A 19,869-nucleotide genomic window follows, 5' to 3' on the forward strand; every position below is an offset into this window, starting at 1 on the left:
TCCTGGATAGCTGGTTACTTTGGACTGATCTAGCCGGGCTCTTGCGAGCCTGGCACACGGAATTAACCGTTGATCGAAACGATTTGAATTTCGGTGAAATTCTGGCGATGGCCCTGATGCTTTTGGTAGTGCTTACGACGACGCATCTTGAAAATCTTCACTTTATCGTGACGACCGTGTGCCACAACAGTTACCAGTACCGTTGCACCTTCGACCAATGGCGCACCAAACTTGATGGTGTCGCCCGCGCCTACTGCGAGAACTTGATCGATGGTGAGTTCGGAACCAATGTCTGCCGGTATCTGTTCTACTTTAAGTTTTTCGCCAGCGACAACTTTGTATTGTTTGCCACCGGTTTTTATGACCGCGTACATGATAGGAAACCTCATCAAATGTTAAAAAATTCCCTGGCCGGAGCCGGGGGAACCGCAGATTATACATGGATTGGTTTTTTTCGTCAAAAGTCATGCACAAGGCCACAGGTTCGTGGTATGTCGACAACTACAAGGCGCTGCGCCGGCGGGCGGCGCCTTGTGCCGGCAGGCGGGCCTAACCGTTGAGCATAGGGCGGAAACAGGCGGCGTGTCGTATAATCGCCGCACCTAATGTCCATTGCAGGTTCGCCTTGTCCGCCGCCATCTTACACGCACAACAAAATACCATCGCCCAATCGATTGCTCCGGACATGGAGGCAGTCAACACGGTGATCCGCGAACGCCTGCATTCCGAGGTCAGCCTGGTCAACCAGATCGCCGAGTACATCATCAGTGCCGGAGGCAAGCGCATCCGCCCCGTGCTGGTGCTGCTGGTGGCGAACGCCTATGGCTACAAGGGCACGGCCCACCATGAACTGGCGGCCGTGGTCGAATTCATCCACACCGCCACCCTGCTGCACGACGACGTGGTCGACGAATCGTCGATGCGGCGCGGGCGCCAGACCGCCAACGCGCTGTTCGGCAATGCGGCATCGGTGCTGGTGGGCGACTTCCTGTACTCGCGCTCGTTCCAGATGATGGTTGGGCTGAACAATATGCGCGTGATGCAGATCTTGTCGGACGCGACCAACGTGATCGCCGAAGGGGAAGTGCTGCAACTGCTCAATATGCACGATCCGGATGTGACACAGGAAAGCTACCTGAAAGTGATCCGCTCCAAGACCGCCAAGCTGTTCGAGGCGGCGGCTGAACTGGGCGCCCTCATTTCCGGCGCCAGCGATGACGAGATCAGCAAGGCCGGCGAATACGGCCGCTCGCTGGGCACGGCTTTCCAGTTGATCGACGACGTGCTCGACTACGCGGGCGACGCCGACGAAATCGGCAAGAACGTCGGCGACGACCTGCGCGAAGGCAAGCCGACCCTGCCGCTGATCTGGCTGATGGAAAACGGCACGCCGGAACAGCGTGAATTGGTGCGCAATTGCATCGAGCAAGGTGATGAGCAGCATTTCGACGCCATTCTCGCGGCGGTGACCAGCAGCGGCGCCCTGGATTTTACGCGGCGCGAGGCGGACATTGCCGCCAAGCGCGCGGCGGACGCCATCGCTGGTTTGCCGGACAGCCTGTACAAACAGAGCTTGCTGCAACTGTGTAGCTTCGCAGTTGACAGGAACCACTGAGCGGCGTTAACTTCATACCTAAGAGTTCTACTTATTCTACTACCCGTCGGGGTGTGGCTCAGCCTGGTAGAGCGCTGCGTTCGGGACGCAGAGGCCGGAGGTTCGAATCCTCTCACCCCGACCAGAATTTTCCTTATTAAACAGCGAGCTATTGGCTCGCTGTTTTGCTTTGGCAACCAGCTGGCATAAGTACTCAGGTACTCAGCCCATCGCCCATCCGAGATGAATGAGCATCCCACGGACCGGAACTGGAGACGCCAGTTTCCGACGGACGTCATACAAAATATGGATTAGGGGCGAGTGCTTGAGTCGCCAGGAACCGATTTTGCCCGCAGTGCTTCGTAAAGCTGGGCAGGCCCCAATAGGATGTCGCGCAGGCCGTCGCGGACCCGTTCAGAGCCCAACGCCTGGGTGCTCATGGTCTGGTGCGCATCTAGCGCATCCATGATGGCGTGCAGCACCGCATTCTTCAGGTCAGGCGAGTTAGCGAACTGCTCCTTGCTGTTGCTGGCGGCCTGTCGCATCAAGGTCTCGTTTTCCAGCAACTTTCCCTTGAGAACGCCGTTGACGTAGACGAGCTGATCGTCGTCAGTGAGTTCGCCTTCGAACAAGCAATTTACTTTCTCGATGATTTCGTTCAGGTAAGCCTCCTGCTTTTCCTGCACGCTCCCGCTGCCTACCGCGTCCATGGGCGGCAATTTGTAGCTGCCGTCGGCGTTCAGGCCCATCGACTGCTTGCCCTGATTTTTCAGCGTGTGATGAGTCAATAGCACCTTACTAAGGTCCACCGTGTCGCGCTCCCGACCGAACTCCAGCAGCGGCGTAAGGCGTTTGTAAAATAGGAAGCGTTTTTCGATGGCGGTATTGCCGTAATCGAAAATCTGGCTCAGGAAGGCATACAGCCGCACATAGGCACCCATGTCGTTTTTGAACAGAAGTAGTGCTTCCAACTGGTCCTTGGCTGCGCGCGCAGCCTTCTCGTCATGTGCCTCCTCGGCCGCCCCCTTATCCCGCTGTGCCGCTTTGTAGCGTTTGAGCAGACGGTCGGCTACAGGAGCAATGGCGGCATCGAGCTGTTTCTGCGTGCCGTTCGGGTCAAGGTCCACCTTGGCGACGCGGTCCACCTCGTAGTCGTCGTAAAAACCGGTGGCGTCCAGCTTGGCGCGCAGGTCGTAGACCAGGTGCGGGTCAGTGACCGCTTCCATCTCGGCAGTCTCGTAATACGTCTTGAACGCCTTCAGGATTTCCGCTGGCTCGTTGACGAAGTCCAACACATAGGTCGCATCCTTTCCCGGATAGGCACGATTCAGACGCGAGAGCGTCTGTACGGCTTGGATGCCACCGAGCATCTTGTCCACGTACATTCCGCACAGTAGCGGCTGGTCAAACCCGGTCTGGAATTTATTGGCCACCAAAAGCAGGTGGAAGTCCGGTCCCTTGAACACCTCGCGGATGTCCCTGCCACGCAGCCCGGGGTTTAAAGTATCGCTGTTTTCGGTAACAGCCTCGGGGAAGCTTTCGGCGTCGTCCACCTCGCCAGAAAAGGCCACCAATACGCCCAGTGGATAGTTCTGCTTGACGATATAGGCGCGGATGGCCTTCTGCCAGCGCACAGCTTCCTTGCGGCTGCCGACCACCACCATCGCCTTGGCCTTGCCCTCCAGCAGTGGCTGCACATTCTCGCGAAAATGCTCGACAACGATTTGCACCTTGCTTGCGATGTTGTACGGGTGCAGCCGTACCCACTGCATCAGCCCTTTCATCGCCGTGCTGCGCTCTACCGTTTTGTCGTCCCACTCCTGCCCGTCGTGGGCCAGTTTGAACGCAAGCTTGTAGCTTGTATAGTTCTTCAAGACATCGAGAATGAAGCCTTCTTCGATCGCCTGGCGCATCGAATACACATGAAAGGGTTGCGGCAACCCATCCGGGCCTTTGCGGCCGAAAAGTTCCAGCGTTTTGGTTTTTGGCGTCGCAGTGAAAGCCACATAGGTCAGGCCTTTGACCCCGGCGCGAGCCTCCATTTGCGCAGCAAGCAGCGCCTCGGTGTCGACTTCGCCGCCATCCTGCAAATCGGCCCATTCCTGCGCCGACAGCAATTGCTTGAGCTTGGCCGCCGCCTCGCCGGTCTGCGAGCTGTGCGCCTCGTCGGCAATCACCGCGAAGCGTTTGCCCTCGGTGGCCGCCAAATCCTGCACGGCCTGCAATGCGAAAGGGAAAGTTTGGATAGTGCAGACGATGATTTTCTTGCCGCCCTTCAGCGCTTGGCCGAGGTGAGCACTTTTGCTGCCATGTTCGTTGGTGATGGTGGCAACCACGCCTGTGGTGCGTTCGAAATCGAAGATTGCCTCTTGCAACTGCGCGTCCAGTACAGTGCGGTCGCTGACCACCAGCACGCTATCGAACAGCTTGTTGTGCTGCGCGTCATGCAGGTCGGCCAGGAAGTGCGCCGTCCAGGCGATCGAGTTGGTCTTGCCTGACCCAGCGGAATGTTGAATCAGGTAGCGCTCACCGGGCCCCTTGTCCAGCACATCGGCGACCAAGGCGCGCGTGGCGTCGAGCTGGTGGTAACGCGGGAAGATGACTGCCTGCGGCTGCTTCTTGTCATTACGCTTGCAAATGAGGTAGCGGTGCAGGATATCCAGCCAGCTTTCACGCGCCCATACGTTCTCCCACAAGTACGCTGTAGCAAAGCCGTCCGGGTTGGGAGCATTCCCGGCCCCACCGGCGTTGCCACGGTTGAAAGGCAGGAAGGTCGTCGCCGGACCCGCCAGCTTGGTTGTCATCATCACTTCGCTCTGACTCACCGCGAAATGCACCAGCGCCCCGCCCGGGAAACCCAGCAGAGGCTCCAGCACGCCGCCCTTGGGCTGCGGGATGCGGTCGAAACGGTACTGGTCGACGGCGTCCTGGACGCTTTGGGTATAGTCACTCTTGAGTTCGACCGTGGCCACGGCGACGCCGTTGAGGAAAAGCACCAAGTCCAGTTCGTCCTTGGGGTTATTCGGCGAGTGACAGACTTGCCGCACCACGCGCAGCCGGTTGGCAGCGTACTTCGCCTGAATGAGCGGGTTGATGGCCAGTGCCGGTTTGAATTGCGCCAGTTCGAGCGACTCCTTCAAGCCCAGCATCTCGATACCCCGGCGCAGCACGTCCAAGGTGCCGCGCTCGTTCATGTTCTTGCGCACACGCTCGGCCAGTACCTGTGGCAAGGCCGCTCCGTGCGTCTTGCTCAGGCGCTGCCAGCTATCGGGCTGGGTCGCCTCAACCCATGTCAGAAGATCCGGCAGGAAGAGCCCGCTGGCGCGGTCGAACTGCGCGGCGTCGCCTTTTGCATACAGCCAGCCGCCAGAGGCCAGGTGGGTGCAGATTTCGGCTTCGAAGTGATGCTCCTGGTGCAAGTCGTGGCTCATGTTTTTCCCGGGTTCATTTTTTGTATGCTCCTTTGCTACCGCTTAATTCTCGGCGTAGCTGCGCTCCAGCAGCGCTTGGGCACGCTTCAAGTCGGCAGTATTGCGCACGCATAGCTCTACGTCACCAGTACCCCAATGGCCCACCTGGCTGATGTCGCGGCTGAAGTTTTCTTCGAAAGCGACCGTGGCCGGGTTGAGCTTGAGTATCAGAAGCAGACGGCTCGGAAAAACGATGACACAAGCGAAGTTCTTGAGCCGGCGGAAAGCGGTGTAGAGCTTGAGCGCCTTTTGCTGCACGTCGTCGCCCAGTGATAGCAGGAGCGAGGTGGTCTGCTCGTAGAGTGCGCGAATCTCTGGCGTGGCCAGCGCCAATTGCTCGGTCAGCGACTTGTCTTTTCCAGTCGACTTGGGAGCGTTCGGCTCGGCTGGTGGGCTAGTGGTCGGTGTCCGCTTCACGGCGGTGGCGTCCGGCACGCTTTGCGCATTGACCAACTCCAACAACAAGAGGTCGTCACCGAACAGTTTGTAGCGAATGAGCTCGATATTGCGCGGGATCTGTTGCACCGCGTATTGGTCATAGCGGGTGAAATCAGCCGCAATGCACAGCAACCGGGTGCCCTCCCATTCGATGTGCTCGGCCGTGTCCTTGCCGAGCTTTTCCATCACCAGCCAGCGAAATTCCGCCTGATGGTCCAGCAGCCAGTCCAGGTAGAACAGGCCTTGGTTGATGACATTCTCGGTGCTGTGGCGTTTATACTCGACGATGACCGGAAATCCATTCTCATCCAGGCCCAACGAGTCGATGCGACCTCTGTGCGTCTTGCCGGTAACGTATTCGCTGGCTAGGAAGCGCATCCCTAGGAATGTTTCCATGTGGCCCTCAATGAGCGTTTGCAGAGTCTTTTCGAGCGGAGCGGATTGGCTGGCGAGTTCCGTGACGGTGCTGGTACCGTGCAGGCGAAACAACTGGATATCACTCATGCAGCAAGAACCTCCGGGTGTTCGATTAGCGCTGGTGACATGACGCCACGCACATCGATTTGCCCTGTGACAGCGGCGGCGATGAGGGCACTACGGCGCTCCTTCAATAGCACAATTGCCCGTTCCGCGACAACATTAAGAGTGTCAAGCCGTTCCGTTTCAGTTCGTAAAAATTCCCGAATTTCGTTTTGTTCTTTAACGCTTGGCATCGGCGCTAGCAGGTCCAAGATTGCAGACTGACCGATATTAAGCATTGAGCTACTGGCTCCCGTGGCATCCAATTCAATTTGCGACCTTGCCTGGGGGGTTCCAAGGTAGGCTGCCAAGTAAAACGGAGTACAACGTGCGTTGTCCAGTCTCAGGCGATATAGCTTGTCGCACAGCATCAAATTATCGAAGTCCGTTCCGACCGCTGCCGCGCTACCGACCAACTCACGGGTATTTGCCCTAGAAATCAATAAATCGCCACGCTTTAGCGAATAGGCTGGGACTGGTTCAAGCCCAGGCGGAAGCTTCTTGTTCTCCATCGGTCGAAATACTCCACCATTTACGCAGCCAACTTTCAGTACACCCCACTCATCGGGTAAGCTGATGGGGAAATTCTCACATTGCGGGCTCCACCCTTGCTCAATTGATGCGATAACGCGCTTTATCCGTACAACCTCCCAGTGCGATGGCACCTCCCCTAGCCACGCTACGCCGGAATTTTTCCTAGGGGCGTTAGCGTTAAGACCTTTGGTAACGGCTTGCGAGACGGTGGCTTCGCGCTTTTCAGCCAGCACGGCAATAAGCTTTCGCTGCTCGGCAATCAGTGTGTCGATCTTGGCGGTTTCACGGTCGAGGAAAGCTATGATCGCGATTTGCTCATTGATGGGCGGAAACGGCCACGCAAAATCCCGAAGAAAGTTGTCAGGTACCCGCTTTTGCCCACCAGCGCCATACATGCTCGCCTCCCCTTGATTGCGAAAGCCTGGGGACCGGAAAATCCAGTTCAACATAGGACCTAGCACTTCCGATGACTTTGGACGAGCCACGATAAGCTCAGTTGTGCCGAAACCAATTCCTTCTCGAAGACCCTGGATAAGTGCTCCCTTACCGTTTTCAAAGCAGGGCGTGATTTTGGCCAGCGTGACATCACCATCTCGGAAGTATGTGTAGCCAACCTCAACTTCAGCGATGGTACGCGTCCGGTCAAGGTTGAGTGAGCCATCGTCTCCGATCGCCTCCATTGGCAAGAAGGACACCACTGTGTTTCGATTGTACCCAGCTAGCTCTGACTTTGAGGGATTAAGATCAGCGACGTAGCGAATCCGCTTGATGGGCCAGTGCGCAGGTACCAATCCAAGCCAACTAAGTTCGCTCTTCTTGTACTCCCCATATCTTGGCAAACTCATTCCGCCAGCTCCTCTAACATCTTCATGATGTTGGCTGTAACGATTTTGAGCTCTTCGTCGATGGCGTGCAGGCTACGCGGCGGCTCGAACACGTAGAAGTGGCGATTAAACGAAATCTCATAACCGACTTTGCTCTTCTCCTCGTCAATCCAGGCATCGGGCGCATGGGGCAGCACCTCGCGCTCGAAGTAAGCCTGGATATCCTCCGTCAGTGGCACGTTTTCGGTGTCACGTAACACGCTGTCAGACTGGACCTTGCCCTTCTGCTTGCCCTTCACGCCCAGCATCGGGTTGCCAGCCTCGTCTCTAAGCGGGCGCTCAACGGTGATCGTGGTGTAGCCAAATTCTTCATTACGGAAGATGCGCGAAATGGGTACGCGCTTGAGCTTTCCGCCTTCTGGCACGACGGGCATGCTATCGGTACCGGTGACAATCTGCGGCTCGCCAATAACGGTCCCGGCGACATCGAACGTAGTGACGAGCTCACCTTCCGTGAAGTCGCCGAACAGGCGTGTGACCATAGCAATATGGGCATCGTTCATCTCTTTACGTTTGCTGCCCAGGGTTTTCCGCATCTTCTGCCAAAAGCCGCTGGCGTCGATAAGCTGTACCTGACCCTTGCGGTCGGCCGGCTTCTTGTTGGACAAAATCCAAACGTAGGTGGCGATCCCGGTGTTGTAGAACATGTCGGTCGGCAGCCCGACAATGGCTTCCACCAGGTCGTTCTCCAACACGTAGCGGCGAATTTCGCTCTCGCCGCTGCCGGCCCCGCCCGTGAAGAGCGGAGAGCCATTAAGCACGATACCGAAACGACTACCGCCCTCGCCGTTGACGACGGGAGTCATCTTCGATAGCAGGTGCATCAGAAAAAGCATGGAACCGTCGGAAACGCGCGGCAGGCCAGGACCAAAGCGTCCATCGAAGCCCTTGCTCTCGTGCTCCTGACGCACAGCCTTCTCGACCTTTTTCCATTCCACGCCGAAGGGCGGATTGGAGAGCATGTAGTCGAACTTGCGCCCGCTGTGGCCGTCCTCGCTGAGCGTGTTGCCGACGATGATGTTCTCCACCGGCTGGCCCTTGATGAGCATGTCCGCCTTGCAGATGGCAAAGGACTCGTCGTTGAGCTCTTGGCCAAACATGGTCAGCCGCGCCTGCGGGTTGTGTTCCAGCAGATATTCGCCGGCAATCGACAGCATGCCGCCAGTGCCGGCAGTCGGGTCGTAGATGGTGCGCACCACGGCGCTACCGGGGGTAAGCACATCGTCGTCCTCGATGAACAGCAGGTTCACCATCAGGCGGATGACCTCGCGCGGGGTAAAGTGCTCACCGGCTGTCTCATTCGAGATTTCGGCAAATTTGCGAATCAGTTCCTCGAACACGAGGCCCATGCTGCCATTGTCGACTACGTCGGGATGCAAGTCGATATTGGAGAATTTTTCGGTGACGAGGTAGAGCAGATTCGCCTTGGCCAAGCGTTCCACCTGCGTGTAAAAATCGAAGCGTTCGAAAATGTCGCGCGCGGCCGGAGAAAACGCCTGGACGTATGCGTAGAGATTCTGGCGGATGTGGTCCTGGTCGCCCAGCAGCTTCACCAAGTCCAATGGCGACGTGTTGTAGAAGCTTTGGCCAGCCTTACGCAGCAGGAATGGCTCAGGATTCAGCCCGGCCTTTGTCTTGGCACTGAACTCGGCCAATACAGCGGCCTTGGTCGATTCCAAAACGCAGTCCAGCCGGCGCAGCACGGTGAATGGGAGAATGACGCGACCGTATTCCGACTGTTTATAGTCGCCTCGCAAGAGGTCGGCAACCGACCAGATAAAGGACGACAAGGCTTGATGATTCATTGGCAGCTAGTGGTTGGATCGTCTAAAACAGCGACTTTACCACTTCCGTGCGCCTCGACGAATGAGAAAGCTGCCAGATGCCGGCTGCAGGCATAGCAGTATTGCTGACCGCGCGCCGCAAGCAAAAGCGGTTCACCGCCAAACAATAAGATCATTTCAGGCGGCCCCATACGCTGACACTCGTCACGTATGGGCACTTACGAACATCAGCCTCCCCGAGTGCCATGGCAAACAGCGCTATTCGACGTTTTTTCCTCAGACGACTTTCCGGATTGAACAAACCGTATCAAACCACGCCTGCATCCCCACCAAAGGCTGCGGATTGATCGGCAAAATCGCATTGATATTCACCCCGCTCCCGCGTCCGCCATGCTTCTCGTCCCACCATAAGCCGAACTCCAGGTCGTCGACCGCCGGCGCCGGCCCGAACGCTTGCGCCGCATCGGGCGCGAGCCCCCTGGCCGCCACCTCCACCCGCCGCCCGCGCTCACCCTCGCAAGAGCGCCCGCCGGTGATCCAGCCCAGCGAATTGGACACCGCCACCACCCTTGGATGAATGCCTTTCGTGACAAACGCCTTCACCCGCGCCGAGCCCACCACCTCCCTCATGCCCCGGTACGCCTTGTCCCCCGCCGCGCCGCTGAGCGGCCGGTAGGTGGTCAGTTCCACCGTGTCGCCGCTCTTGATGCCCAGCTTTTTCGCGGTCGCCGCATGAATCCACATGGGATTGTCATGCACGATCTCGGCCAGGTACTTCTGCGCCGCCGTCCTGCCCTGCGTGTGCACATTCCATTTGAACGTGGTCAGGATCAAGCGATCGGCCGCCAGGCCCACGTGCGATGGAACCTGATGAAAGGTCGGCAGCCCGTCGTCAACCATGCCGATCGTCGCAGCCACCATCGCCACCTCCGGCGCATGAATCTCGAACTTGCGCGACGGCGTCGTAAAGCCGCGCACGGGCAGCTCGCCCACCATCAGCCCGATCGCCTTTTCCTTGCCCTTGCCGTCGGCCTTGTAGATCACGCGGGTTTTCTCGTCCACCCGGCTGCCTTGCACCAGCGCCGCGGCGAGCGGTTTGCGGTACACCTCGTACGGCTTGGGCGCCGCGCTGTCGACATACACGCCATAGTGCTTCATATAGTCGAAGCCATCCTTGAATACCTTCCCGTCCGCGCCCTTGGTCGGCAGCAGCGAGCACTGATGCCGCACGAAGTCTTCGTGCTTGCCGAACTTGAAGTACTTGGCCTGCTCGGGACCGAGCCGTTTGCCGACTTCAAACAGCACATCGGCAAAGCTGGTGGCGGCGCCGGGCGGGTTCACCATCGGCTGGCGCAAGGTCACGAAATGCTGCAGCTCCATGTTGTTGCGGATATCCAGACCCCAGCGCTCAAGGTAGGTCGCATCGGGCAAAATCATGTCGGCGTAGTGCGCCATTTCGGAATACACCACATCCGAACAGGCGTGGAAGGGAATCAGCTTTTCATCCTTGAGCACCTCGACGGTCGTGCTGCGCCCTTCCGGCCAGGTCATCGGCGCGGCGATGGTATAACTGAGATAGACGTCCAGCTTGGCGCGCCCCTGGCGCAGAAAATCGAACACGACCTGGCCGACCTTCATCTTTTGCCAGCGGTTGGCCAGCGGCCACTCCGGCGGGTCTTCCAGGTCGGTCCGGATGGTCGGCTTGGGCGGCCTTGGCTCCGGGGCAGGATAGCGCGCCGGCGACAGCTTTTCATCGAGGCCGTAGCAATAGCCGCCCTCCTTGGCGACCGAGCCCACCAGGGCATTGAGCATGACCACCGCACGCTCGGCATTAAACCCGTTGTAGTGCGCGCCCGTGCCACGGTTGGTGAACGCGGCCACCGCCGGCCGCTTGCGCGCGAATTCCAGCGCCAGCCGGGTAATGTCGGCCGCCGCCACGCCCGACAGCTTTTCCGCCCACGTCGGCGTACACGGCGCCAGCCAGGCGCGGATGGTGTCGAGCCCCGGCTGCACGAATTTGTCCAGAAAATCATGATCGACTTCGTTCTCGCGCACGATCACGTGCGCCATCGCCAGCGCAATGGCACCTTCCGTGCCGGGGAACGGCTGGTGCCATTCGTCGCTGCGCCCGGCCGTGTTGGACAGCCTCACATCGAAGGTGACCAGTTTGGCCCCGTGGTCGTAGCGGGCCTTGACCACGCGCGAGACCAAATGCAGCCCGCCCTGGTGCGCTTCATAAAAATTGGCGCCGAAGTTCAGGAAGTATGTGCAGCGTTCGGCATCGATCGATTCCCAGTCCGTCTCGCCGAGCGACACGTAATTGGCCGCGCGCTTGTTCGACGAACAGATCGCGCGGTGATTGAGCAATACCGGGGTGCCGATGGCGTCGAGGAAGCGGCCGATCTCCGCCTCGATGCGCGAGCGGCCCTGGTGGATGCACACGCGTTCCGGGTGGCCGGCATCGACACTGGCGCGAATGCGGCGCGCGATGTCTTCATACGCTTCTTCCCAGGTGATACGCTTCCACAGGCCCGAACCGCGCTCGCCGGCGCGCTTGAGCGGGTACAGCAAGCGCTCCGGATAATCGTTGACGGTGGGGCCGGACTGGCCCTTGGCGCACGTCATGTGGCTGCCCATGTTCGGGTCGAGCGGATTGCCACGGATCTTGATCACCTTGTTATCTTGCACAAAGCCTTCAATGCCGCACACCGTGGAACAATTGAGGCATACGCTGGTGACGCGCGTGGCCGTCTTGTAGTTGTTCTTGTTCTTGATCTTGCGCTGCTTGCCGTCCGCCACCGGCCGGTATGCCATGGCCTGCGCGGGCGACGGATTAAGGAGAATAAGCTCGCCCACGCCGAGCGTGGCCATCGATCCGATGCCGTTCCTGATGAATGATCTGCGGTCCATGTTCTCAGCCTTTCTTCACGGGGGCACGGGCAAAGGTCGATTGCAACTGGCTCCAGGTATCGACTTCATACGAAAACGGATCGTGATTGTGGCCCTTGGGGATTTTCTTTTCCATCGCGCGCGGGGCGACCGTGCCGATGCCGCGGTATTTGACGGCCGGCCTGGTCTTCTCTTCAGGCTTGAGCACCGACAGTTCCTTGCCGTGCCGCTGGTTGAACGCGTTGATGCGGCTGGCCGGATCGTTCAGGTCGCCGAAGGCGAATACATCGGCCGGACACACTTCCACGCAGGCGGGCAGCAGGTCCGCTTCCAGCCGGTGCGAGCAAAAGTCGCATTTGTCGGCCAATTTGGTCACCGGATCCTGGTGGATCGCACCGTAAGGGCAGGCTTTGATGCAGGAGCGATCGCCGTCGCACTTGTCGTCGTTGATGCGCACGATGCCATCAAGGTCGCGCGTGATCGCGTCCTGCTCGCAGGCACTCAGGCAGGGCGCATCCTCGCACTGCATGCACAAGGTGGGCAAAAAAGCCCGCTTCATTGTTTCCTTCTTGTTGAAGGGATTGATGGCAGTGAAGTCGTAGTAATACACTTTGGTGCGAAAATTTCCGAGTGGAACTGAATTTTCGACTTTGCAAGCGACGGAGCAGGCGTGGCATCCGATGCAGCGTTCCAGGTCAAGCGCCATGCCCCATTTGGGAGCGGTTGCGGTATGTGCGGTCATCTTCATTCCAATCGGGTAAGTGCCTCATTTAACCACAACAGCCTACGCCCAGCCATGAGCACGCGCTGCTGTCTGATGTCAGCCGCAGGTCGGCAACCGGCCAGATAAAAGACGACAAGGCACGATGATTCATTGGTATGTAAAAACTCGTCATCGTATGTATGTCAATGGACAGCCACTTTACCGTTCCCAAGCAGAATCCCCCAAATCGGCGAGAGCACCACGGCGCCGGCGAACATGGCCGTCGTCAGCGCCGCGCCACGCCACGCCAGCACGCGAATTTATCGGCAAGAGCGCAATCGCAATCAAGTAAAATCCGTGCTGATATGTTGCATCAAAAAGCGCCGATATCCATGTGCACGCCTTGGCCAACCGATTTGAAGGAAATACCAGCATGACCGAACATCCGATTGACTTCACTGCGGTGCGCGCCGAGCTGCGCGCCCTCAACCGCGGCAGTCTCTTGATTATTGCCGAACGCGCCGTCGAACTGGTGCCGGCGGCGCAACTGAGTACCTTACTGAACGATGTTGTGCGGCTCACGGCACGCTCCTCCGAATCGGGCAATGCACCGGTATCGCTGCCACAGGACGTGCGGGCATTTTACGATGCCGCCATGGCTGGGAATTACTACGAAACCGTCGAGATCAACAACCGCGGCAGGCAGGAACAGTCCGCAGGCACGGATGCTTTCATCGCCGAATGCCACCGACTGCTGCATCAGTGCATCCGCGCTGCCGACCGGGAAGCGCCTTCGGAAGTAGGCAACAGCTTCGAACTCCTCTTTGGGCTGCTCAGCCACATCGACAAAGGCAACGATGACGTACTGTTCTTTGCCAACGATGGCAGCTCGTTGGACGTCGGGGTCGATTGGCGTGCCGCGCTACCAGCGTATTTCAGGTGCTTGGCCAAGGCCTCGTCGCCAGAGGAATTCGCGCCGACAGTGGAACGAGCGATTGCGGATTTTGTGATCTGCGACCGCTCATGGTATGTCGAAGTCGCGCGCAACGTCGCCAACGATGCGCAACGTATTGCGCTGGACATGCTCGTGACCTGACGTTCTCCTACCCCGTCCAACTCTTCACAACAGCCCCTCCGAAAATCCCATGGCCGCAATGAATTTTTTGTTTCGAAAGCCCCGTTTCCCCATCGTCATCGACACCGGCAGCGGACTGATTGGCGCCAAGTCGTGGGCAGCGTGCGAAAAGCAGCTGGCAACCATCACTTTCGCAGACATGGCGCCACGCGACGTCATCGACGCGACCGTCGAAGCGTTCTCCCTGTTTCCGGAGCATATGGTCTTCTCGCCCCTCACATTCAAGAAGCGCTGGACCAAGGCGGCGATCATTACGCTCTACAACAGCCAGAAGGGACCCGGCCGCCCAGCGTATCCGACCAACTCACTCGGCAACAAGAGCCTGGAGAAGGTGTTCGGGGACATCGTGGAGCTGCTCACCGCTCCAAGGAAAGTCGATGGCATCGTCGAGCATAAAATAAAGTAAATCGTTTATATTCTATTCTCCCAAGACGAATATACAAGACAACTTCACAGGCAAGTTTCGACCAATGGCTACAGCATACAAATTTCAGTTCTCCTCACGTTTCCGCCGCAACGCGTTCGGATGGAAATCAGACACCCCGATCCAACGCATCAAGGAAGCGCTCGCCGAAATCAAGGCGCTGGCCAGGAAGGAGCCTCTGCTGGCGGCCGAAGGCGCCGTGCTGTTCCTGGAGAAGCTGGCGCCGGCCATCGAACAGGTTGACAGCAGCTCGGGCCGCATCGGCTCGGCCGTCAATCGCGCCATCGAGACCCTGGTACCAATCATCGCCAAGGCGGACGTCAGCCGTGCGGCGCGCGGGAAATGGCTCGACCGGCTCTGGGAGGCGGTCCAGGAAGACGACATACCCTACCTTGAATACCTCGTGGAGTTCTGGGGCGAGCTGTGCGCGTCGCCGGAAATTGCATCCAGCTGGGCTGACCATCTGTCGCCGACGTTGACGGCAATGTGGGACCACTCTGCGCGCACGGGCGAGTTTGGCTACTTCAAGGGCACGCCAGCGTGCCTGGGCGCGCTGTTCGCGGCAGGCCGCCACGATGAACTGCTCGCCTTGATCGAGAAGTCCGAGTACCAGTACAAGTCGTGGCACAACAGAGTGTGGGGCGCCAAGGCCCTGGCTGCAGCTGGCAAGGGCGTGGAGGCCATCCGCTATGCCGAAGACGCGAAGGGACTGAACGCGCCGCTGACGGCCATTGCCGCGTTCTGCGAGGGTGTGTTGCTGGAGTCCGGGTTGGCGGATGAGGCATATGCGCGCTACGCGATCGACGCGACGTACGCAACAACCAATCTGGCCACCTTCAAGGCGATCGTCAAGAAATACCCGGGCAAGCCAAAGGAGACCGTCTTGCGTGACCTGATCGCGAGCCAGCCGGGCCAGGAGGGCAAATGGTTTGCCGCGGCCAAGGATGCCGGCTTCTTCGAGCTGGCCATTGAACTGGCGAACCGCAGCCCGTCAGACCCGCGCACGCTCATCCGCGCCGCCAGGGACTTCGCGGCCGAGCGGCCGCAGTTTGCGATGGCGGCAGGCATGACCGCGCTGCGCGGCATCGCCAATGGATGGGGCTATGACATCACGAGTATCGACGTCCTGGACGCGTACGCGGCCATGATGGCGGCGGCCGGCGCTGCGGGCGTCAATGAGAGCGTGGTCAAGGTGGATGTGCAGGCCTTGATTGCAGCAAGCCGGGGCGGTGAGTTCGTCGGGCAGGTGCTGAAACGCCAGTTAGCCTGAAAAACGCACGGGTGCGCCATCAGCGCCATGCGACGACGGCGTTCGAGCGTTCAGGGGTCCCGGCTGACGACATTACCAAGATTGCGCCAGCATGCAGGCACGTGGACGGCATCAGCACGGCGGGCACGCGCAAACTGTTGCCCTGACGAGAGGGCGGCGCGCCTGACACGCCGTTCCAGGCCCCCGGGCGTTGGCGATCCGTTGTTATCGCACCAGTGGCGCTCGCCACACTTGGCCGCGCACGCGCCGGCATGGCACACTCATTGTTTCGCCAGACCAACCCAACCCATGATGCGCACGATCACCAATCGCTTGCCGGGCGTTTTCCGCATGCTGGTGGCATCGCTGGCGCTCGCCTGCCCTGCCCGGGCCGCCACCGAGCTGACCTATCCGCTCTCCAGCGATGGCATCGACAGCCGCTACGACTACGACTGGGCGGTGCTGCGCGCGGCGATGGAAAAGACCGCGCCCGGCTTCGGCGCATTCGGGCAGCGCCAGTCGCCGGTGGCGATGTCGCCGTCCCGCATCGTCCAGGAAATGTCGATGGCATCCGGCCGCATCAATGTGTTCGTGCGCGCCAGCTCGCCTGAACTGGAAAAACAATTCCTGCCGGTCCGGCTGCCGGTCGACCGCGGCCTGCTCGGCTACCGCCTGCTGCTGATCCGCCAGGACGAGCGGCCCCGTTTTGCACAAGTGAAAACGGTGGCCGACCTGCGCCCGCTGCGCGCCGGCCTGGGCCAGGGCTGGGCCGACATCCCGGTCTTGCAAAGCGCGGGCATCAGCGTGGTCGAGGGCAGCAACTACGCCGGCCTGTTCGCCATGCTGGAGGCCGGACGCTTCGATTTTTTCTCGCGCTCCGCCGACGAAGCCCTGCGCGAATTCGATGAACGCCGCGATCAATACCGGCAGATCGCGATCGAACCGACACTGCTGCTGCACTATCCGCTGCCCCGCTATTTCTTTCTGCGGCGCGACGCGCAAGGCATGCTGCTGGCGCAGCGCATCGAGGCGGGCATGGAAATGATGATCCGCGACGGCACGCTCAACACCCTGTTCCAGCAATACAAAGGCGACATCATCGCCCGCGCGGCAATGAAGCAGCGGCGCGTCATCAGGCTGCCCAATCCGCGCCTGACGCCGGAAACGCCGCTGTCGCGCACCGAACTCTGGTTCAATCCCCTGACCGGAAAATAAGCGCAGCGCCGGCAAGCGGGCCTCCCGGTCGAACCCGATGTCGAGGCCCCTCCCGCCGCGATCATCCCTTGGCCCGCCACGGACCGGCGCCCTTCAGGACAAGGGGGCGCAGATCAATGCGCGAGCGGACCGCGCAGGCGCGGCGCGACGGTGCCGGTTTGCGAGGCGCCGAACAGGGCGACCCGGGCCGCCTCGTAGCGTTCGATCAAATCCGCTTCCGCCACCGACGGCATGGTCAGGCTCTCGCCCTGGTCGAGCGCGAACAGGGCGGCGTCGACCATGGCATCGGCCTGCATGACGGTCTCCGGCGCCAGCGCCGACAAGGGAACGCCGGACGGGTCCCACAGCTCGGTGGCGGTGGCCGCCGGCAGCACTGCCTGGACCTTGACGCCGGTGCCGGCCAGCTCTTGCTCCAGGCCGCGAGTGAATGCCACCACGAATGCCTTGGTCCCGCTGTAGACCGAACTGATGGCCAGCGAGTGCAGCCCCAGCACGGACGCGATGTTGATGATCGTTCCCTCATTGCGCAGCTTGAAACCGGGCAGGGCCGCGTGCGTCAGCCGGGCCAGCGCCGTGATGTTCAGCGCGACCTGGGAGGACAGATCGGCAACGCTGCTGCCTTCAATCGGCGTCAGCCGTGCAACGCCGGCGTTATTGACCAGCACGCTGATCGCCGGGTTGGTGGCGAGCAAGTGGGCAACGCTCTCCTGCCCCGCTTCGGTGCCCAGGTCGGCGCTCAGCGGCTCGACCTGCACGCCATGCGCGGCCGCAATCGTGGCCGCCAGCGCACGCAGGCGATCCGCGCGGCGGGCCACCAGGACCAGGTCATAGCCGCGTTGTGCCAGGCGGTCGGCGTAGATGGCGCCGATGCCCGACGAAGCGCCGGTCACCACTGCGATTTTTCGGGAAGTGCTTGACATGGTATTTCCTTTTTGTTGAGCGTGGCGGGATGCGACGCCAGGGCACAAAATATGACGATCATCATATTTATATTCAAAAAAACTGCCGAACAAACTCATCGGCAATCGACGAAAACTGCTTTAGCGTGGCGAAGAAGAAGGCGCAGTGGCTAGGGGCCGTGCCTTTGTGCGATTTCGCCTGCATGATAATCATCATATATCGTTTTCATTTCCGGTGCACGCCGTCAGCGGAAATGCGCGGCGCCGGGGTGCCGGCGCTGTGCCAATTGCCGGCGTCATGCGGTCCTGGCATCGATGCGTGGCGGCTGCCGCTGGCGGATTTCATAACGCGCAAACGCAGTTTTCACGATTGCGGCGCCAGCGTCCCTCTTCCAGAATGCAGGACACCTTGATCCTTGCTTGCGCGGAGAACGACACATGAGTCCAAAGAAGATCGGCATTGCCCTGCTGAGTGCCATGCTGGCCGTGCCGCTGGCAAGCCAGGCACAAACGCGCGTGATCGACATCGATACCAAGGCCATCGCGGGCCGTTTCGACCCGGCTTTCAATTTTTCCATCGGCGCCGGCCGCGCCAACGAAGGATTGCGCGCCGACTGGCAGCAGCAGCTGGCCCAGGTCAAGCGCGATGCGGGTTTCAAATATATCCGCATGCACGGCCTGCTCTCCGACGACATGGCCGTGTACCGGGTCGACGCGCAAGGCAAGGAACAATACAACTTCCAGTACGTCGACGCGCTCTACGATTACCTGCTGAGCATCGGCGTCAAACCCTTCGTCGAACTGGGCTTCATGCCGTCGCAGATGGTCAGCGGCGACAAAACCGTTTTCTGGTGGCGCGGCAACGTGACACCGCCTAAAGACTATGCCGCCTGGGAACGCCTGATCAGCGCCCTGACCGAACATTTCACCGAGCGCTACGGCGCGCGCGAAGTGGCCAGCTGGTACTTTGAAGTGTGGAACGAACCGAACCTGGACGGCTTCTGGGCCGGTTCGCAGGACGACTACTTCAAGCTCTACAGCCATGCCGCGCGCGCGATCAAGCGTGTGGGCGCCAATTACAAGGTGGGCGGCCCCGCCACCGCCGGCGCCGCATGGATACCGGAAATGATCGCTTACTGCGCCAGCAATGCGGTCCCGCTCGATTTCGTCAGCACCCACACTTACGGCGTCAATCAAGGCTTCCTGGACGAATACGGCACCACTGGCACCGTGCTCAGCAAGGATGGCGATGCGGTCAGCGCCGACGTCCTCAGGAATCGCCAGCAAATCGCGGCATCGGCCATGCCGGGGCTGGAACTGCATTACACCGAATGGAGTTCGTCGTACACGCCGGCCGACCCCACGCACGACAGCTACCACCAGGCTACGTACATCCTGCAAAAGCTCAAGCAGGTCGGCGGCGCGGCGCAATCGATGTCGTACTGGGTGTTCACCGATATTTTTGAAGAAGCCGGGCCACGCATGGAAGCCTTTCACGGCGGCTTTGGCCTGATGAATACCCAGGGAATCAAGAAGCCCGCCTATTTTGCCTACCAGTTCCTCAACCGGCTGGCCCCGGCCGCGCTGAAAAACAGCGACAGCCAATCGTTCGCCACCACCGACAAACAGGGCAAGGTCCAGCTGCTGCTGTGGGATTACACACACACGCTTCCGGAAGGCGTCAATAACCAGCAGTATTTCATCAAGGACCTGCCACCCAGGGACAAAGGCCAGGTCGCCGTCACCATGCGCGGACTGAAAGCCGGCAACTACCAGGTGACGCTCTCCACGGTCGGCTACAAGCGCAACGATGCGTTTACCGCCTACATCGGCATGGGCTCGCCGAAACAGCTGGGGAAAAGCCAGGTCGCTGCCCTGGCATCGCTCGCCAGCGGCAAGCCGGACGAGCAAAGAACGGTGCGCGTGGGTGCCGATGGCCGCTTCAGCATGCAACTGCCTCTGCGCGAAAACGATGTGGTCCTGCTGGAGCTCAGTGCCGGCAAACCGGCCCCACGCCGGACTGTTCACTGAAACGCCTGCCCATCCCGCCCGCGTCGCACTAAAACCCTTGCCAGGCCTTCAAAGTTTTTCTATATTGCAAAGGTTGCTGCGCCGCAGGACACGGGTGGGTT

At 59.9% G+C, this 19,869-nt stretch carries 15 protein-coding genes, 1 tRNA gene and 1 pseudogene; 8 read left to right on the forward strand and 9 right to left on the reverse strand.

Features of this window, described 5'->3' with window-relative positions; translation table 11 throughout:
* Positions 1-62 precede the first annotated feature (62 nt).
* Entirely contained in the window at positions 63-374 is a 312-nt protein-coding gene (gene rplU / locus F2P44_RS09705; protein ID WP_054268134.1) for a 50S ribosomal protein L21, read from the reverse strand.
* Positions 375-625: 251 nt separating this feature from the next.
* Between rplU and ispB the strand changes: the two genes are divergently transcribed.
* Both ispB and F2P44_RS09715 read left to right on the forward strand, forming a co-directional pair.
* On the forward strand, positions 626-1,615 hold the full coding sequence (gene ispB, locus F2P44_RS09710) for an octaprenyl diphosphate synthase (protein ID WP_167086493.1): 990 nt from the start codon (positions 626-628) through the stop codon (positions 1,613-1,615).
* A 47-nt stretch (positions 1,616-1,662) separates the two neighbouring features.
* Positions 1,663-1,739 (forward strand) — tRNA-Pro (locus F2P44_RS09715).
* Between the two features lie 166 nt (positions 1,740-1,905).
* Here F2P44_RS09715 and F2P44_RS09720 read toward each other — a convergent pair.
* From F2P44_RS09720 to F2P44_RS36550, 7 genes and pseudogenes are all read right to left on the reverse strand, one after another.
* The gene (locus tag F2P44_RS09720) at positions 1,906-5,025 is read right to left on the reverse strand and encodes a type I restriction endonuclease subunit R (RefSeq protein ID WP_167086494.1); all 3,120 of its coding nucleotides are present in this window, start codon (positions 5,023-5,025) and stop codon (positions 1,906-1,908) included.
* Between the two features lie 42 nt (positions 5,026-5,067).
* Positions 5,068-6,006: a DUF5655 domain-containing protein gene (locus F2P44_RS09725; RefSeq protein WP_167086495.1), complete on the reverse strand. Its 939-nt coding sequence runs from the start codon at positions 6,004-6,006 to the stop codon at positions 5,068-5,070.
* On the reverse strand, positions 6,003-7,400 hold the full coding sequence (locus tag F2P44_RS09730) for a restriction endonuclease subunit S (RefSeq protein WP_167086496.1): 1,398 nt from the start codon (positions 7,398-7,400) through the stop codon (positions 6,003-6,005). The genes F2P44_RS09725 and F2P44_RS09730 overlap by 4 nt, the downstream gene beginning before the upstream one ends.
* Complete coding sequence (locus F2P44_RS09735) at positions 7,397-9,244, reverse strand: type I restriction-modification system subunit M (protein ID WP_167086497.1); 1,848 nt, start codon at positions 9,242-9,244, stop codon at positions 7,397-7,399. Before F2P44_RS09735 ends, F2P44_RS09730 begins: the two co-directional genes overlap by 4 nt.
* A 255-nt stretch (positions 9,245-9,499) precedes the next feature.
* The gene (locus F2P44_RS09740) at positions 9,500-12,133 is read right to left on the reverse strand and encodes a molybdopterin-containing oxidoreductase family protein (protein WP_167086498.1); all 2,634 of its coding nucleotides are present in this window, start codon (positions 12,131-12,133) and stop codon (positions 9,500-9,502) included.
* 4 nt (positions 12,134-12,137) lie between these two features.
* Positions 12,138-12,671 carry a 4Fe-4S dicluster domain-containing protein gene (locus tag F2P44_RS09745; RefSeq protein ID WP_167086499.1) on the reverse strand — a complete coding sequence of 178 codons (534 nt, stop codon included), beginning with the start codon at positions 12,669-12,671 and terminating at the stop codon, positions 12,138-12,140.
* A gap of 93 nt (positions 12,672-12,764) precedes the next feature.
* A pseudogene (locus tag F2P44_RS36550) lies at positions 12,765-12,860 on the reverse strand (4Fe-4S binding protein); the annotation flags it as partial.
* A gap of 388 nt (positions 12,861-13,248) precedes the next feature.
* Between F2P44_RS36550 and F2P44_RS09750 the strand changes: the two are divergent.
* The 4 genes from F2P44_RS09750 (at position 13,249) to F2P44_RS09765 (ending at position 16,838) form a co-directional block, all read left to right on the forward strand.
* Entirely contained in the window at positions 13,249-13,911 is a 663-nt protein-coding gene (locus F2P44_RS09750) for a hypothetical protein (RefSeq protein ID WP_167086500.1), read from the forward strand.
* A 49-nt stretch (positions 13,912-13,960) separates the two neighbouring features.
* On the forward strand, positions 13,961-14,356 hold the full coding sequence (locus tag F2P44_RS09755) for a hypothetical protein (RefSeq protein WP_167086501.1): 396 nt from the start codon (positions 13,961-13,963) through the stop codon (positions 14,354-14,356).
* 64 nt (positions 14,357-14,420) lie between these two features.
* Positions 14,421-15,644 (forward strand): hypothetical protein, encoded by a 1,224-nt coding sequence (locus F2P44_RS09760; protein WP_167086502.1) that lies wholly within the window; start codon positions 14,421-14,423, stop codon positions 15,642-15,644.
* A gap of 288 nt (positions 15,645-15,932) precedes the next feature.
* A complete protein-coding gene (locus tag F2P44_RS09765; protein ID WP_229423478.1) occupies positions 15,933-16,838 on the forward strand; it encodes a transporter substrate-binding domain-containing protein in 906 nt (301 codons plus the stop codon).
* Between the two features lie 113 nt (positions 16,839-16,951).
* On the opposite strand, the gene F2P44_RS09770 is transcribed toward F2P44_RS09765, so the two are convergent.
* Positions 16,952-17,758 (reverse strand): SDR family NAD(P)-dependent oxidoreductase, encoded by an 807-nt coding sequence (locus tag F2P44_RS09770; RefSeq protein ID WP_167086503.1) that lies wholly within the window; start codon positions 17,756-17,758, stop codon positions 16,952-16,954.
* Between F2P44_RS09770 and F2P44_RS09775 the strand changes: the two genes are divergently transcribed.
* Together F2P44_RS09775 and F2P44_RS09780 are read left to right on the forward strand one after the other, a co-directional pair.
* Entirely contained in the window at positions 17,752-18,150 is a 399-nt protein-coding gene (locus F2P44_RS09775; RefSeq protein WP_167086504.1) for a hypothetical protein, read from the forward strand. The genes F2P44_RS09770 and F2P44_RS09775 overlap by 7 nt on opposite strands.
* Before the next feature lie 25 nt (positions 18,151-18,175).
* Positions 18,176-19,768, forward strand: coding sequence for a GH39 family glycosyl hydrolase (locus F2P44_RS09780; protein WP_167086505.1), 1,593 nt, complete (start codon positions 18,176-18,178; stop codon positions 19,766-19,768).
* Positions 19,769-19,869 lie beyond the last annotated feature (101 nt).

Origin of the sequence: Massilia frigida (genome assembly GCF_011682175.1) — a bacterium.
GTDB lineage: Bacteria > Pseudomonadota > Gammaproteobacteria > Burkholderiales > Burkholderiaceae_D > Telluria_A > Telluria_A frigida.

What these genes read in the sequence shown, in the direction of transcription:
- rplU (WP_054268134.1), bottom strand. Translation starts at nt 374, where the DNA reads ATGTACGCGGTCATAAAAACCGGTGGCAAACAATACAAAGTTGTCGCT.
- F2P44_RS09720 (WP_167086494.1), bottom strand. Translation starts at nt 5,025, where the DNA reads ATGAGCCACGACTTGCACCAGGAGCATCACTTCGAAGCCGAAATCTGC.
- F2P44_RS09725 (WP_167086495.1), bottom strand. Translation starts at nt 6,006, where the DNA reads ATGAGTGATATCCAGTTGTTTCGCCTGCACGGTACCAGCACCGTCACG.
- F2P44_RS09730 (WP_167086496.1), bottom strand. Translation starts at nt 7,400, where the DNA reads ATGAGTTTGCCAAGATATGGGGAGTACAAGAAGAGCGAACTTAGTTGG.
- F2P44_RS09735 (WP_167086497.1), bottom strand. Translation starts at nt 9,244, where the DNA reads ATGAATCATCAAGCCTTGTCGTCCTTTATCTGGTCGGTTGCCGACCTC.
- F2P44_RS09740 (WP_167086498.1), bottom strand. Translation starts at nt 12,133, where the DNA reads ATGGACCGCAGATCATTCATCAGGAACGGCATCGGATCGATGGCCACG.
- F2P44_RS09745 (WP_167086499.1), bottom strand. Translation starts at nt 12,671, where the DNA reads ATGAAGCGGGCTTTTTTGCCCACCTTGTGCATGCAGTGCGAGGATGCG.
- F2P44_RS09750 (WP_167086500.1), top strand. Translation starts at nt 13,249, where the DNA reads ATGACCGAACATCCGATTGACTTCACTGCGGTGCGCGCCGAGCTGCGC.
- F2P44_RS09755 (WP_167086501.1), top strand. Translation starts at nt 13,961, where the DNA reads ATGGCCGCAATGAATTTTTTGTTTCGAAAGCCCCGTTTCCCCATCGTC.
- F2P44_RS09760 (WP_167086502.1), top strand. Translation starts at nt 14,421, where the DNA reads ATGGCTACAGCATACAAATTTCAGTTCTCCTCACGTTTCCGCCGCAAC.
- F2P44_RS09765 (WP_229423478.1), top strand. Translation starts at nt 15,933, where the DNA reads ATGATGCGCACGATCACCAATCGCTTGCCGGGCGTTTTCCGCATGCTG.
- F2P44_RS09770 (WP_167086503.1), bottom strand. Translation starts at nt 17,758, where the DNA reads ATGTCAAGCACTTCCCGAAAAATCGCAGTGGTGACCGGCGCTTCGTCG.
- F2P44_RS09780 (WP_167086505.1), top strand. Translation starts at nt 18,176, where the DNA reads ATGAGTCCAAAGAAGATCGGCATTGCCCTGCTGAGTGCCATGCTGGCC.